At 63.3% G+C, this 12,153-nt stretch carries 15 protein-coding genes; 3 read left to right on the forward strand and 12 right to left on the reverse strand.

The window, feature by feature from the left end:
• Window positions 1-132 precede the first annotated feature (132 nt).
• The 11 genes from PK28_RS07465 to PK28_RS07515 form a co-directional block, all read right to left on the reverse strand.
• Window positions 133-1,467 carry an MFS transporter gene (locus PK28_RS07465; protein ID WP_082017010.1) on the reverse strand — a complete coding sequence of 445 codons (1,335 nt, stop codon included), beginning with the start codon at window positions 1,465-1,467 and terminating at the stop codon, window positions 133-135.
• A gap of 46 nt (window positions 1,468-1,513) precedes the next feature.
• On the reverse strand, window positions 1,514-1,990 hold the full coding sequence (locus tag PK28_RS07470) for a DsrE family protein (protein WP_231576236.1): 477 nt from the start codon (window positions 1,988-1,990) through the stop codon (window positions 1,514-1,516).
• 18 nt (window positions 1,991-2,008) lie between these two features.
• Window positions 2,009-3,493: an OprD family outer membrane porin gene (locus PK28_RS07475; protein ID WP_197070491.1), complete on the reverse strand. Its 1,485-nt coding sequence runs from the start codon at window positions 3,491-3,493 to the stop codon at window positions 2,009-2,011.
• The gene (locus PK28_RS07480) at window positions 3,462-4,514 is read right to left on the reverse strand and encodes a c-type cytochrome (protein ID WP_044512980.1); all 1,053 of its coding nucleotides are present in this window, start codon (window positions 4,512-4,514) and stop codon (window positions 3,462-3,464) included. Before PK28_RS07480 ends, PK28_RS07475 begins: the two co-directional genes overlap by 32 nt.
• Window positions 4,515-4,552: 38 nt before the next feature.
• Complete coding sequence (locus PK28_RS07485) at window positions 4,553-4,963, reverse strand: DUF6691 family protein (RefSeq protein ID WP_044512982.1); 411 nt, start codon at window positions 4,961-4,963, stop codon at window positions 4,553-4,555.
• A 27-nt stretch (window positions 4,964-4,990) separates the two neighbouring features.
• A complete protein-coding gene (locus PK28_RS07490) occupies window positions 4,991-5,608 on the reverse strand; it encodes a class I SAM-dependent methyltransferase (RefSeq protein ID WP_044512984.1) in 618 nt (205 codons plus the stop codon).
• A 13-nt stretch (window positions 5,609-5,621) separates the two neighbouring features.
• Complete coding sequence (locus PK28_RS07495; RefSeq protein ID WP_044512987.1) at window positions 5,622-6,182, reverse strand: YeeE/YedE family protein; 561 nt, start codon at window positions 6,180-6,182, stop codon at window positions 5,622-5,624.
• 33 nt (window positions 6,183-6,215) lie between these two features.
• Window positions 6,216-6,554 (reverse strand): rhodanese-like domain-containing protein, encoded by a 339-nt coding sequence (locus PK28_RS07500; RefSeq protein ID WP_044512989.1) that lies wholly within the window; start codon window positions 6,552-6,554, stop codon window positions 6,216-6,218.
• A 74-nt stretch (window positions 6,555-6,628) separates the two neighbouring features.
• Entirely contained in the window at window positions 6,629-7,981 is a 1,353-nt protein-coding gene (locus PK28_RS07505) for an MBL fold metallo-hydrolase (RefSeq protein WP_044512992.1), read from the reverse strand.
• A gap of 90 nt (window positions 7,982-8,071) precedes the next feature.
• Window positions 8,072-8,887, reverse strand: coding sequence for a sulfite exporter TauE/SafE family protein (locus PK28_RS07510; RefSeq protein WP_044512994.1), 816 nt, complete (start codon window positions 8,885-8,887; stop codon window positions 8,072-8,074).
• Window positions 8,888-8,957: 70 nt separating this feature from the next.
• Entirely contained in the window at window positions 8,958-9,275 is a 318-nt protein-coding gene (locus tag PK28_RS07515) for an ArsR/SmtB family transcription factor (RefSeq protein WP_044512997.1), read from the reverse strand.
• A gap of 80 nt (window positions 9,276-9,355) precedes the next feature.
• Here PK28_RS07515 and PK28_RS07520 point away from each other — a divergent pair, with 80 nt between their 5' ends.
• A complete protein-coding gene (locus PK28_RS07520) occupies window positions 9,356-11,011 on the forward strand; it encodes a bifunctional metallophosphatase/5'-nucleotidase (RefSeq protein WP_197070492.1) in 1,656 nt (551 codons plus the stop codon).
• Window positions 11,012-11,259: 248 nt separating this feature from the next.
• Window positions 11,260-11,631, forward strand: a complete 372-nt coding sequence (locus PK28_RS07525) for a hypothetical protein (RefSeq protein WP_156126294.1) — start codon at window positions 11,260-11,262, stop codon at window positions 11,629-11,631.
• Between the two features lie 174 nt (window positions 11,632-11,805).
• Here the strand turns inward: PK28_RS07525 and PK28_RS20895 are convergent, their stop codons facing one another.
• Window positions 11,806-11,979 carry a hypothetical protein gene (locus tag PK28_RS20895; protein WP_156126295.1) on the reverse strand — a complete coding sequence of 58 codons (174 nt, stop codon included), beginning with the start codon at window positions 11,977-11,979 and terminating at the stop codon, window positions 11,806-11,808.
• 7 nt (window positions 11,980-11,986) lie between these two features.
• Between PK28_RS20895 and PK28_RS20400 the strand changes: the two genes are divergently transcribed.
• Window positions 11,987-12,139, forward strand: coding sequence for a hypothetical protein (locus PK28_RS20400; RefSeq protein WP_156126296.1), 153 nt, complete (start codon window positions 11,987-11,989; stop codon window positions 12,137-12,139).
• Window positions 12,140-12,153: the final 14 nt, after the last annotated feature.

The following is a 12,153-nucleotide window of genomic DNA, read 5'->3' on the forward strand; positions in this document are numbered from 1 at the left end:
AATTATTTCGCCCTTACTTCCATCATGTTCAGTAAAAATTAAAACCGGTAGACAAAGGGAATGGCGGCAACTGAATTGGGCCCGGAGTCTTCCGGGTAGAAGTTGCGCCAGTAGCCGCGAGCCGGGCCGTTCTTAGCCCGCGCCGCCTACCGTAAGCCAGAATGGGTAGCGGCGCAGCGGGCCGTTGAGTACCGTACTGCTCCGGCGGGAAGTAGGAGCGGGGCGGGCACAGCTGCCGGTAGATGAACCCATGTTATCCGGCGCGGGCAGGCAGTACATCCGGCGCCGGATAACCAGAGCGGATAGCACCGTGAGCCCGCCAATGGCGGCCAGGGCAGCACCCAGGCCCAGGGCATCGGCCAGCACCCCGGTGAGCAGGGCCCCAATGGCATAGCCCGCGTCGCGCCACAGCCGGAAGATGCCCACGCTGTGCGCCCGCTGCGCCAGGGGCGCATACTCGGCCACGGCCGCCAGAAACGTGGGATACACCAGCGCCGTGCCCGCCCCCAGCAGGCCCGCCAGCAGCAGAAAGGCCGGGTAAGAGGAAGTGAAGAGCATAACCAGCAGCACGGCGCCCTGCAGCAGCATGCCCCAGAACAGCAGATCCTTCTTGCAGAGCCGGTCGGCCAGCGGCCCGGTCACCAGCTGGCCCAGGCCCCATACAGCCGGGTACACGGCTGCCACGGTGCCAATCTGGGTGAGGGTAAAGCCCTTGCCGGCCAGCAGCAGCGGCAGCAGGCCCCACACCATGCCATCGTTGAGGTTGTTGACTAGTCCGGCCTGCGTCACCGAGCCCAGGTTGGGATGCCGCCAGCTAACGTCCCAGAAGGAGGGGGGCGGCCCCGCCGGTTCGGCCGGGGTCTGCGCGGCTTCCAGGGCCACATGGTGGCCGGTATCGCGCACCAACAGGCTGCCTAGCAGGCCAGCCACGGCCAGCCCTATGCCCAGATAAAACGGGTAGGGCCGTAATCCATATTCTGTGGCTACCCACCCTGACGCAAAAGCCATGGCGGCCACCGCCAGGTAACCCGCCGACTCGTTCAGGCCCATGGCCAGGCCGCGCTGTTTAGGCCCTGCCAAATCAATCTTCATCACCACCGTGCTCGACCAGGCCAGGCCTTGGTTGAGACCCAGCAGTACATTGGCCCCAATTACCCAACCCCAGGTAGGCGCCCACAGTAGCAGCAGCGGTACGGGCAGGCCAAAGAGCCACCCGATGACCAGCAGGTTTTTGCGTCCTACTTTATTGGCCCAGGCTCCCGCGTAGTAGTTGGCCACCGCTTTCGTAAACCCAAAAACTACGATGAAGGAAAGAATGGCCGAGCGGGCAACCAGATGGAATTCCTGCTCAGCCAGCCGGGGCAGAATGGTGCGCTCCAGGCCGACCATCCCACCCACAAAGGCATTCACTGCTACCAGCAGGGTGAACTGCGGCCAGTTTTCGCGCAAGCCGAGACGGGGAGCCATAGCAGAAAATGGTTACCGGATAAATGGATGCCGGACGGCCGGGCCGTTAGGGATGCACGATGGCCCAGCCCTGGGCCTGCCGGATGATCAGCTCCCCGTTGCCGGTGGGCACGTAGGATACGAAGGGAAAAAGGTCTTCCTTGCTGAGGTTGCGCTTTTTCATGCTGTTCAGGCACTGGGCCAGCAGCACACCTTTTTGGCGTAGCGCCTGCAGGTCGGCTTCATAGGGCTGGGTTTTCAGATATACATCCGTGCCGCCGCTAAAGGCAACCAGCTCCATTTGCAGCTTGCCCTTCAGGCGGGGGTCTTCCAGCGCATTAAGCATGTTATGCAGCGTCTGGGAAATGAGCTTGGGGTCGTTACTGTCGAGCTGATACACCACCTTGTATTCAGCCTTATCGGCCACGGCGCCGGCAAACTCCGTGGCTGCCTTGGTTGGGGCCGTCGTTTGGGCGTGCGAGGTGGCGCAGCCCGTCAGCAGCAAGGCGGCCAGGGCGGATAAACGAAGCAGGCTTGTCATCATGATGCAAAGAGAAGAAGGTTAGAAATCGTAGTTGAGAATCAGATTCAGCAGGTGTACATCCACTTTGTTTACTACGTAGCGCGCCTCGCCATAGGTATTGCCCAAGGCCCCTTTGTAGACGTACAGCAGCTGCCCGCGCAGCCCCGTGGCCCCGCCCGGAAAAGCGTAGGTAAGGGAGGCATTCAGCTGGCGATACGAGGGCATACCATACTTGTTCAAGCGGGTGTTCCGCACGTTGGGCAGGTAGTAGTGGCCGTAGCCGGCTTCGGCTTTCAGGCCCGGACTGAAGGAGTAGCTGGCCAATAAGGCAGCAGCATCCAGGCCCCCAAAGCCTTCCTCCCGCTCGCGGGGCAGAAAGGTGTAAAACGGCTCCCGTCCCCACTCGCGCGGAAACAGAAAGCGCCCGGTGCGGGTAATGCGCGTGTAGTTGCTGCTTAGGCTCCAGGGTCCCAACTGGTAACCCAGGCGGGCGCTCAGGGCGTGAGCCTGGCGGCCCGGCGCGCTGTAGGCGCGTTGCAGGTCGGGGTGGCCGCCGTTGCCAATCGTGCGCTGGTAATGGTACTGCGCGCCCAGCGTAAGTGTGCCTGCGCCCACGGCCCGGCCGGTGGTCAGCTCCGCAAAGCTGGCGTTAAACAGGTTGTCGGCGTAGTAGTTCCAGACCTGCGCCGTGGTGCGCGGGCCCCACTGCCGGCTGATGCCCGCCAGGCCCAGCCCCCGGCTGCGCAGCTGGCCGGCGTACAGGGCGCGCTGACCGGTTTCCGTCACGCCCGCCGGATACAGGCCTACTGAGCCGGCCACGGAGGTCCAGTCGGTGGTGGAGCGCACGGCCACGCCGGTCAGCCAGCCGGCCGAGAAAGTGGTGCGGGGCAGCTCCCGGAACTCCAGCCACAGGCCCTGCGCGTAGTTGGGGCTCAGGCGCCCGTCCTGGGGGTTAAGCAGCGGGGTAGAAAGCAGCTGCCGGCCCAGCGTAGCCGTCGACTGCCGCCAGCGGTAACGCAGGAAAAGCTCTTCGGCCCGCCCGGTGAGGCGCCGCCGGCCCGGGTGGGTGACGTCGAACAGACCTACCTCGTAGCGGCTCACGGCGCCCGTCAGCGTATCCGGCGTGGCCAGGTTATTGGAGGCCAGGTTGGCCCAGAAAAAGCCGCCTGCTCCCAGCTGCAGACCATGGAAGGAGGCTGTTTCAAAGCGCCCCCCGGCCCCCAGGCCGTTGGCGTAGTAATCGGGGTAGGAGCCCTGGTTGAGCGTGGCCATGGTATAGTTGCGCACCCGGCCGTGCCAGCGGCCCCGGGCAAAGGCCTCAGCCAGGGAGTGGGCCCGCACGGTATCCGGCGTTGCCGGGGCGGGGTAGGGCGGCCGCCGCATGCGCCCCGTCACCGGCGGGGTCAGGGCCGGCTCGGCGTGCTGCGCCCGGGCTGCGGCGGGCAGCAGTACGGCGGCCAGCAGTAAACGGGCAAAACGGAACACAGCCGGCTTACTGGCCTTTCGCCAACTCGGGATGCGCATCGGCAATGGGTTGATAGGGCCCGTACTTATGCTGGCGCTCCGAAAAGGTATCAGCATACGGTCCGAAGGGATGGTCCACCGGCTTTTTGCGGATGTCGGGCCAGTCCCGGGGTGTTTTCAAATGCGGGCGCGGCTGCGAGTTCACAAAAGCGGCCACATCCCAGGCCTGGGCATCGGTTAGTTGAGGGTGGTCGAAGCTGGCGCCGAAGGGCATGGCCGCCTTCACGTAGCGGGCCAGGTTGGTGACCCGGTACAGGCCCGCGCCGTCGTTGTAGCTGTGGGAGCCCCAGAGCGGCGGGTATTGGTACTCGCGGCCGTCGGCCAGGGCCTTGCCTTCCCCGTTGGGACCATGGCAGCTCTGGCACTTAGCGGCAAACACCGCCTTGCCTACTACCGGGTCGGCGGCGCGGGGCAGGTAAGCCAGCTTCATAAAGCCGGTACCGTATACCTTTTCCCCCTTCGGAACGCCTTGGCCCAGCCAGTGGATGTAGGCCACCATGGCCCGCATCTCGCGGCTGCTGTCGGCCAGGGGCCGCCCATTAAGGCTGCGCTCCAGGCAGTCGTTCACCCGCATTTCCGTATTGACGAGGGTGCCCGAGCGGGCCCGCAATTTGGGGTAGGTGGCAGCCACCGCCAGGTAGTTGTTGGCGAAGCCCCGGGTGCCCGCGTCCAGGTGGCAGTTCTGGCAGTTCATGCCGTTGGAGAGCTGCGCCACCGAGCCCTTGGGCCCCAGATATTTTGCCGTGTGCGCAATCAGGTCCCGGCCGTAGCGGATTTGCCGGCCGGCGGCCGTGTGTGGAATCGTGGCCGTGTCCGGGGCCGGCGTGGCCGGGCGGCGGTAGCTGCCGGCCGGGGGCGGCCCCTGCTCGGCTTCGGCTACCGGCTCCGTGGGCGGCGGCCCGGGCGGCAGGAAAAGCTGCGTAAACAGCACCACCACCACTAACACAACTACCGCCGTCAGCAGCAGCAGGATGCGGATCAGCTGGGGCAGCTGCAGCACGGATTTCTGCGGAGTTTCCATCGGGTGAATGTTAGAGGCAGAAGCAGAAGGTGGGGCGGCTACATGGGCAGCCGCTCGCGCAGGGCGCTGTAGGTCCAGGTGCCGGCCAGGGCGGCCAGAATCAGCACGGCGGCACCGGCCACGCCGCTACCCAGCTGCGCGAACAGCGGACCGGGGCAGGCCCCGGTCAGCGCCCAGCCCAGCCCGAAGATAATACCCCCGATCCAGGTGCCGTGGTTGTACTTTTTGTCGGCAATCTTGATTTCCTCGCCGTTGATGCTCTTGATATGGTTGCGCTTGATTAGCTGAATGGAAATCATGGCCACCACAATGGCCGAGCCGATGATGCCGTACATGTGGAAGCTCTGAAAGCGGAACATCTCCTGAATGCGCCACCAGCTCACTACTTCGCTCTTGGTCAGAATGATGCCGAACAACACGCCCAGCACCAGGTATTTCAGATTTTTCATGTCAGGTAGTAATAGAAGAAGAAGGGTTTACGCCCGGGTGGCCAGCAGGCGTACCACGCGGGCCGGGCCGGCGTGGAAGGTGCCCTCATGGAGAACCACGCCCAGCTCCTGGTTTTCCCGCAGCGTCAGCTCGGCAAAATCCCGGGCCAGGTCGGCGGGTTCGTAGAGCAGCGCCGCCGACTGGGGGCCGCCCGAAGGCAGGCCCAGCTGCCGGAGGCTGAAGGCTTCCAGAATCAGGTGGCCGCCCGGCGCCAGGCTGCGGGCCGCAGCGGCATGCACCGCCGGGCGGGCCAGGGGCGGCAGGTGGGCATAAATCAGCCCAATGGCATCATAGGCTGCGGGCTGCTGCCAGCTCAGGCCGGTCAGGTCGGCTACGTGGTAGTCCACGTGCACGCCTTGGGCCAGGGCCAGGCGCTGGGCCTTGGCGCGGGCCTCGTTGCTGAAGTCCACGGCCGTTACTTCCCAGCCCCGGCTGGCGGCGTACACCGCGTTGCGGCCCTCGCCCTCCGCCAGCAGCAGCAGGCGGCCGGGGGTAAGCTTATCGAGCTGCTGCTGAAAGTACTTGTTGGGCGCGGTGCCGTAGGCGTACGCCTCGCTTTCGTAGCGGGTGTCCCAGAACTCGGCGGCAGGGGAGGAAGCATTCATCAGCGGGGCCGGATTAAAACATCAGGGGATAAAACACCCAGGTCATCAGCAGGCCCCCAATAAAGAAGCCGATAACGGCCACCAGGGACACCCATTGTAAGTTAGACAGGCCGGAAATAGCGTGGCCTGAAGTGCAGCCACCGGCGTAGCGCGTGCCAAAGCCGACGAGGAAGCCACCCAGCACCAGGAAAACCCAGCCTTTCCAGTTGGTCAGGTTCTCCAGGGCAAACAGCTCCCGGGGCAGCAGGCCGGAGAAGTCCGTGAGGTGCATCTGCGCTTTCAGGTCGCGCACGGTTTCCGGGGAAATGGCAATGGTATCGGCGTGGCCCATCAGCTGGTAGCCGATAAAGCCGCCGATGGCAATGCCCAGCACAAAAAACAGGTTCCAGATTTCCGCTCGCCAGTTATAGGTCAGGAAGGGAATGCCGGCGGGCACGCAGGCGGCGCACACGTGGCGCAGCGAGGAGCTGATGCCCAGAGCTTTGTTGCCGATGAGCAGCAGGGCCGGCACAGTCAGCCCGATGAGCGGGCCGGCCACATACCAGGGCCAGGGCTGGCGAATCAAATCAAGCATGAGAGAAGTTCTTAAGCGAAGTAGAGGAAAGGGTTAGCGCACCAGCGTTTCGGGCCAGTCCATTACGCCCCCCAGCAGGTTGGCAACGGTGGTAAAGCCGGCCACGGTGAGCTGGCCGGCCGCATTAGCGGAACGCGCCCCGCTGCGGCAATACACGAAGGTGGGCCGGGCTTTATCCAGCGCGGCTACGCGCTTGGCGAAGTCCGGGCTGGTGACGTCGATGTTCACGGCACCGGGTAGGTGGCCGCCGGCAAACTCGTCGGGGCGGCGCACGTCCAGCAGCACCGCGCCGGGCTGGCGCAGGCCGGCGGCAAACTCGGCCGGCTTCAGGTTTTGATAAGCTTTGGAAGCGGAATTAAAGAGACCGAACATGGCAGGGTAGGGTTAAGGGGATGAACTGGGGCAACCGCCACCCGGGGCAGGGCGGCGGTATTCTGCCAGTGTAATTAGTGGCTGGCCGCAGCCGTCTGGAAGGATTTCACGGCCTCGCTCAGGTCATAGACCGTAGCCTGGGGCAGGGCGGCTTCCACAATGCTACTGCCGGCCGCCGAGCGGTAGCCACCGGCGCAGTGCACCACAATGGGCTTATCGGTGGGAATTTCCTGCGCCCGCTCGCGCAGCTCAGGCAACGGAATGTTCAGCGCACCTTCAAACAGCGGCTCGGCTTTGGTTTCCGGGGCGTTGCGAATGTCCACGATGGTATAGGCTTCGGGCTGGTCGCGGAAGGTGTCCACGTCCAGCTGCGGGAGCGTGGCCTCCATAGCGGGCGTGCCCACCAGGGCCCCGGCAATCAGGGCTTCGTAGCCGATTTTGGCGGTTTTCCGGATCAGGTCTTCCAGCGTGGCCTCATCGGCCGCAATGAGGTAGAACTTCTCCTCGGGGCCTACAATCGAGCCCAACCAGGTTTCAAATTTGCCGCCCTGCTGGATGTTGATGGCCCCTTCCAGGTGGCCTTTCTTGAACTCGGCTTCGGAACGGGTATCCACTATCACCAGGTCTTTTTCCAAAGGCGAACCGGCCAGGCGCTTTACCTGCTGCACGCTGGGGGCGTAGGCCGGGGCGCCGGCCTTGTTCAGGGCCACATCATAGCCGAAGTATTTGGGGATGAAGGGCTGATCGGCCAGCAGCTCTTTTACGAAATCCTCCTCGCTCATGGGCCGCAGGGCATAGTTGCCGATTTTCTCGGCCCCGATGGTGCTGCTGTTGGCCCCGCTCAGGGCCTTGCCGCAGAGGCTGCCCGCCCCGTGCGCCGGGTACACCAGCACGTCATCGGCCAGCGGCATCAGCTTTTCACGCAGGGAGTGGTACATCTGCTTGGCCAGCTCCTCGCGCTTGGCCGTCATGTTGCCGGCCTTCTCGCGCAGGTCGGGGCGGCCTACATCGCCAATGAACAGCGTGTCGCCGGTGAACACGGCCACGTCTTTACCTTCGCGGCTGAGCACGATGCTAATGGAGTCGGGGGAGTGGCCGGGCGTATTCAGGGCGCGGAAGGTGAGCTTGCCCACGGTGAAGGAGTCGCCCTCGTCGAAGGCTTCAAAAGCATAGTCGGCTCCCAGCAGCTTGCTTACCCGAATGGTGGCGCCGGTCCGCTGGGCAATTTCCAGGTGCGAGGACACGAAATCGGCGTGGGGATGGGTTTCGATGACGCTGACGATTTTAGCGTCGTTTGCCTGGGCATAGTCGTAGTAGGGTTGGGGGTCGCGGGCGGGGTCAATCAGCACAATTTCGCGGGCGCACTCGCTGAGGATGGCGTAGGAGAAATGGGCCAGGCCCTTGTCTTCAAACTGTTCGATTTTCATAACGGGTGTAGTTGGAAGGTGAGGAAAGTCGCAGGAAAAATGGGTAGGTAGGAAACGAAGGGAATTTGTTAAAAACTGGCCGAAAAAAGCTTAGTGGCTGAATACCAGCTCGCGCAGCAGAATAAAAGTGCCCATAGCCAGGGTAAACCAGCCGAAAGCAGGCTTCAGCTTGGCGCCCGGAATAAAGCGGGCCAGGTACGTGCCCAGCACGATGCCAGCCACGGCGAAGGCCAGAAAGCCGCCCAGGAACATCCAGTCGATGGCCGTGCCCGCGCTCAGGTCGCCGGTAAAGCCAATCAGGGAGTTGATGGCAATGATGACCAGGGAAGTGCCCACGGCCTTTTTCATCGGCAGCCGGGCAAACAGCACCAGGGCGGGAATAATCAGAAAGCCACCGCCGGCGCCTACAAACCCCGTCAGCAGGCCCACTATGGCCCCCACGGTAAGAATGAGCGGGTAGTTGATGGTATGCTTATGGTGCAGATCATCGGTGAGAATTTCCTCGGCCTGCTGGTTGCGGATCATAGACACTGCCGCCACTACCATGAGCACGGCAAAGGCCACCAATACCAGCAGATCCTTGGTAAAAACCACGTGGCCGACGGTGAACAGCTCATGCGGAATGGCAGGCATCACCAGCTTGCGGGTAATAAACACGGCCGCCAGCGAGGTGGCCAAAAAAACCAGCGCCGTGGGCACCGAGACCAGTCCCTTGCGGAAGTAGCCCGAGGCGCCCACCACGGAAGTGGAGCCCACCACGAACAGCGAGTAGGCCGTGCTCAGCACCGGGCTCACGCCCATCAGATACACCAGCACCGGCACGGTGAGGATGGAACCGCCGCCCCCCATAATGCCCAGGGAAAGACCGATGAATATAGCCGCGAAATAGCCGAAGAGGTGCAACATGAGTAGACAGGGGAACGTATGTATTTATGAAAGATTGTTCATGTAACTGGCCAAAAAAAGGCCGGTTCCCTTACAGGAATGTACAGCCGGCCAGGCACTGAATCACGTCGACCACTTCGCGCATTTTCAACGAGTAGAAGATGTTTTTACCGTCGCGGTGGGAGTTAAGGATACCCTTCAGCTTCATGCCCGTGAGGTGGTGGGAGAGCAGCGACTGTTCCACGCTGAGCTTTTCGCTGATATCGGTCACCGAGAGGCTCTCCTGATTGGCCAGCAGCTGCACAATGGCTATGCGGGTGGGATGGGCCGTGGTCTTGAGGATAAAGGCTACCTTTTCCATCTTCTCGGTGGTTAGGTTCAGATCGGCGGAGGTGGTAGTCGGTGTCATATGGTGCTGCAAATGTATGATCATTTGTTCATGTATACAACTTTGACTTCCTCTTTGGTTCCAAAATGTTTTACATCCTCATGCAAGTCGCCCCAACTACTAGCTTTTTTACCGTTTTAACCCGCTTTTTGGGTACGTGGCGCTGGCTGGCGCTGAGCGGTATTGCTCTGGCGGCCGCCTGGGGACTGAGCAGCTGTCAGGGCAACTCCCGCCAGGCGGCCGCTGCGGCCAGCGGCTCGTTCACCATTCTGCACACCAACGATATTCACGGCCGGCACCGGCCTTTCCGCGTAAGCCCCGGCAACGCCACCGCCCAGACCGGCGACCCGGACCGCAGTCCTTCCTCGTTTGAGCGCGCCGGCCAGGTGGGCGGCTTTGCCCACCTGGCCACAGCCGTAGCCCGGGTGCGGCAGGAGCGCGGCGCCGACCACGTACTGCTGCTGGATGGGGGCGACACGTTCAGCGACGATCTGCTGGGGAATCTCACCCAAGGGGCGGCCAACATTCAGTTGATGAATGCGCTGGGCTACCAGTTTATGGCCCTGGGCAACCACGATTTCGACTACGGCACGGCCCGTACCCGCGAGCTGCAGCAGCTGGCCCGCTTCCCGCTGCGTGGGGCCAACGTGCTCGAAAAAGCGACGGGCAAGCCATTTCTGGGCGAGCCGACCGAGGTATTTACGGTGGGCGGCGTGCGCGTAGGCGTGCTGGCCCTGGCCTACCACAACACGGCCCAGACCGGCAACCCCGATAATACCCGGGAGCTGACGTTTGGCAGCGGCATCGAGGCCGCCCGGCGCTATGTGCCGGCCCTGCGTGCCCGCGCCGATGTGGTGGTAGTACTCTCGCATCAGGGTACGAAGGTGGATGAGCTGCTGGCCCGCGAGGTGCCGGGTATCGACCTGATTGTGGGCGCGCACTCCCACGACCGGATTACGCCGCCCCGGCAGGTGGGCAGCGTGTGGGTAGTGCAGGCCCTGTCGGACGCGGCCGTGCTGGGCCAGCTCACCGTGCAGGTAAAAGAGGGCAAGATGACCAGCGTGGAGGGCATCGCGCCCACCCTCTGGACTGAGGAATATCCCGCCGATACGAAGATGGCGCAACTGGTGGACTCGCTACGGGTGCCCCATAAAGCGCAGCTGGAAGAAGTACTGGCCACGGCCACCGGCCGCATTGGGCGGCAGTATAAGTCGGCCAGCCCCTTCGACCAGCTGGCCGGCGAGCTGCTGCGCGACGCCACCGGCACCGAGCTGGCTTTCCTGCCGGGCGTGGGCTACGGCGTGTCGCTGGAGCCGGGCCCCATCACCCGCGAAATGCTCTACACCCTGCTGCCGCACCCCTCCAAAGTGGTGACGCTGGAGCTGACCGGCGCGCAGGTGCTCCAGCTACTGGAGCAAACCGCCACCAACCAGAACCCCGGCAACGACCTGGCCCGGGTGGGCGGCCTGCTGCAGACCAGTGGCCTGAACTGGACGGCCGACCTGAACCGGCCTATCGGCCAGCGGGTGAGCGGAGTGCAGGTGAACGGGCAGCCGCTAAACCTGCAGCGCCGCTACCGCGTGGTCACCCACAACGGCATGCTCAGAGGCATTCACCGCTACACCACCTTCGCTAAGGGAGAGAATATCAGGAAGCTGGACAAGGGCGTAACGGAAGTGGTGGAGGCCGGCCTGCGCCGGCGCGGTACCCTAAGCCCGCCCACGCTGGCAAAGGTGCAAGTTGTGGCGGCGAAGTAACCGGCTGATTCCTGGGAAGTGGGTTTAGCCGGCTCGCCGGCTTATCCTAGAGCGTGTTTGAGATTCCATAACAACGTTGTTTCTGTCATGCTCCGACCAGCGCAGCATGACAATGCCCAAATACGCTCTAAACAGGACGGTTTCGATTAACTCCCTGTTGTTTCTGGCCGCGCTGGACGGGCTGGCGCGCCTTTGACTTGGGTGCTATCCGGTAAAAGTGTGCACCTTTGCAGCCACTACCGTTGCCTATGTCTCGTTTGCTGGCCCATCTGCTGTTGCTGTTCTATGCAGGTATTTACCTGCATTGCCAGCCGCTGCCTGCCCGGGCCTTAGCAACGGCAACCGGCTATGCCAGCCAGCAGGAACCGTCTCAAACGGGCCTTTGCAAAAAGAAGCTGCAGACCGTACAGGCCGACCCGCAGGCCGAGCCCGCGCAGGTAGCCAAAGCCAAACTGCTGCCCCTGGACTTCGTGTTGGGCGGCGACTTCCCGGATCTGTATTTCGGGCTGTTGTTCCCTGCCAACGAGCCCACCCTTAACCCTGCTCGCGGCCTGAATGCCGGCCCCGGGCAGTCGTTTGCCAACCACCCCAATAAGGCTCCGCCCGTCCGCTTTTCTTAGGAAAACGCGTAATGGAGCCGGGTGTGTACCCGGTTAATTGCCCCCGCTAGTGGGGGTGATAACCGGTTTTTTTATGCCCAGACCGGCCCGCCGCCTTGCGCGGCCCCTCTGCTGCCCCTGTCCCGCCTGCCGGGCCGCCCCGCCTTTTCCTCAGAACCCAGCCCGGCCGTGCGCTCAGAGCTGGTGAAATTGAACGTGCCCAATGCCGATGGCCGCCTGAAAGCCGGCATGTATGCCCAGGTACTGGTGGCCCTGCCCATTGAAATGAATGCCCGCGCCGTGCCGACCTCGGCCGTGTTTGCCACGCCTGACGTGCCGAAGCAGGCGCAGGTAGTGCGCGTGCAGCAAGGCTACGGTGGGTGCCGGTGCGCAAGGCCAGCAACTGAGCCGCGACACGGTGGTGTCCGGACCGCTGCAGCCTGGCGACGAGCAGGTGCGGGAAACCCCGGAGCAGGTCGCCGATGGACAGCCCGTTACGGTAGCCCAGGTAAAGCCTGCCGGAGTATGATATATGAACGTTTT

The sequence above is a fragment of the Hymenobacter sp. DG25B genome, assembly GCF_000801315.1.
GTDB lineage: Bacteria > Bacteroidota > Bacteroidia > Cytophagales > Hymenobacteraceae > Hymenobacter.

Coding starts and splice junctions, on each gene's coding strand:
- PK28_RS07490 (WP_044512984.1), bottom strand. CDS start 5,608: ATGAATGCTTCCTCCCCTGCCGCCGAGTTCTGGGACACCCGCTACGAA.
- PK28_RS07505 (WP_044512992.1), bottom strand. CDS start 7,981: ATGAAAATCGAACAGTTTGAAGACAAGGGCCTGGCCCATTTCTCCTAC.
- PK28_RS07495 (WP_044512987.1), bottom strand. CDS start 6,182: ATGCTTGATTTGATTCGCCAGCCCTGGCCCTGGTATGTGGCCGGCCCG.
- PK28_RS07500 (WP_044512989.1), bottom strand. CDS start 6,554: ATGTTCGGTCTCTTTAATTCCGCTTCCAAAGCTTATCAAAACCTGAAG.
- PK28_RS07520 (WP_197070492.1), top strand. CDS start 9,356: ATGCAAGTCGCCCCAACTACTAGCTTTTTTACCGTTTTAACCCGCTTT.
- PK28_RS07470 (WP_231576236.1), bottom strand. CDS start 1,990: ATGATGACAAGCCTGCTTCGTTTATCCGCCCTGGCCGCCTTGCTGCTG.
- PK28_RS07525 (WP_156126294.1), top strand. CDS start 11,260: ATGTCTCGTTTGCTGGCCCATCTGCTGTTGCTGTTCTATGCAGGTATT.
- PK28_RS07510 (WP_044512994.1), bottom strand. CDS start 8,887: ATGTTGCACCTCTTCGGCTATTTCGCGGCTATATTCATCGGTCTTTCC.
- PK28_RS07485 (WP_044512982.1), bottom strand. CDS start 4,963: ATGAAAAATCTGAAATACCTGGTGCTGGGCGTGTTGTTCGGCATCATT.
- PK28_RS07480 (WP_044512980.1), bottom strand. CDS start 4,514: ATGGAAACTCCGCAGAAATCCGTGCTGCAGCTGCCCCAGCTGATCCGC.
- PK28_RS07515 (WP_044512997.1), bottom strand. CDS start 9,275: ATGACACCGACTACCACCTCCGCCGATCTGAACCTAACCACCGAGAAG.
- PK28_RS07475 (WP_197070491.1), bottom strand. CDS start 3,493: ATGCGCATCCCGAGTTGGCGAAAGGCCAGTAAGCCGGCTGTGTTCCGT.
- PK28_RS07465 (WP_082017010.1), bottom strand. CDS start 1,467: ATGGCTCCCCGTCTCGGCTTGCGCGAAAACTGGCCGCAGTTCACCCTG.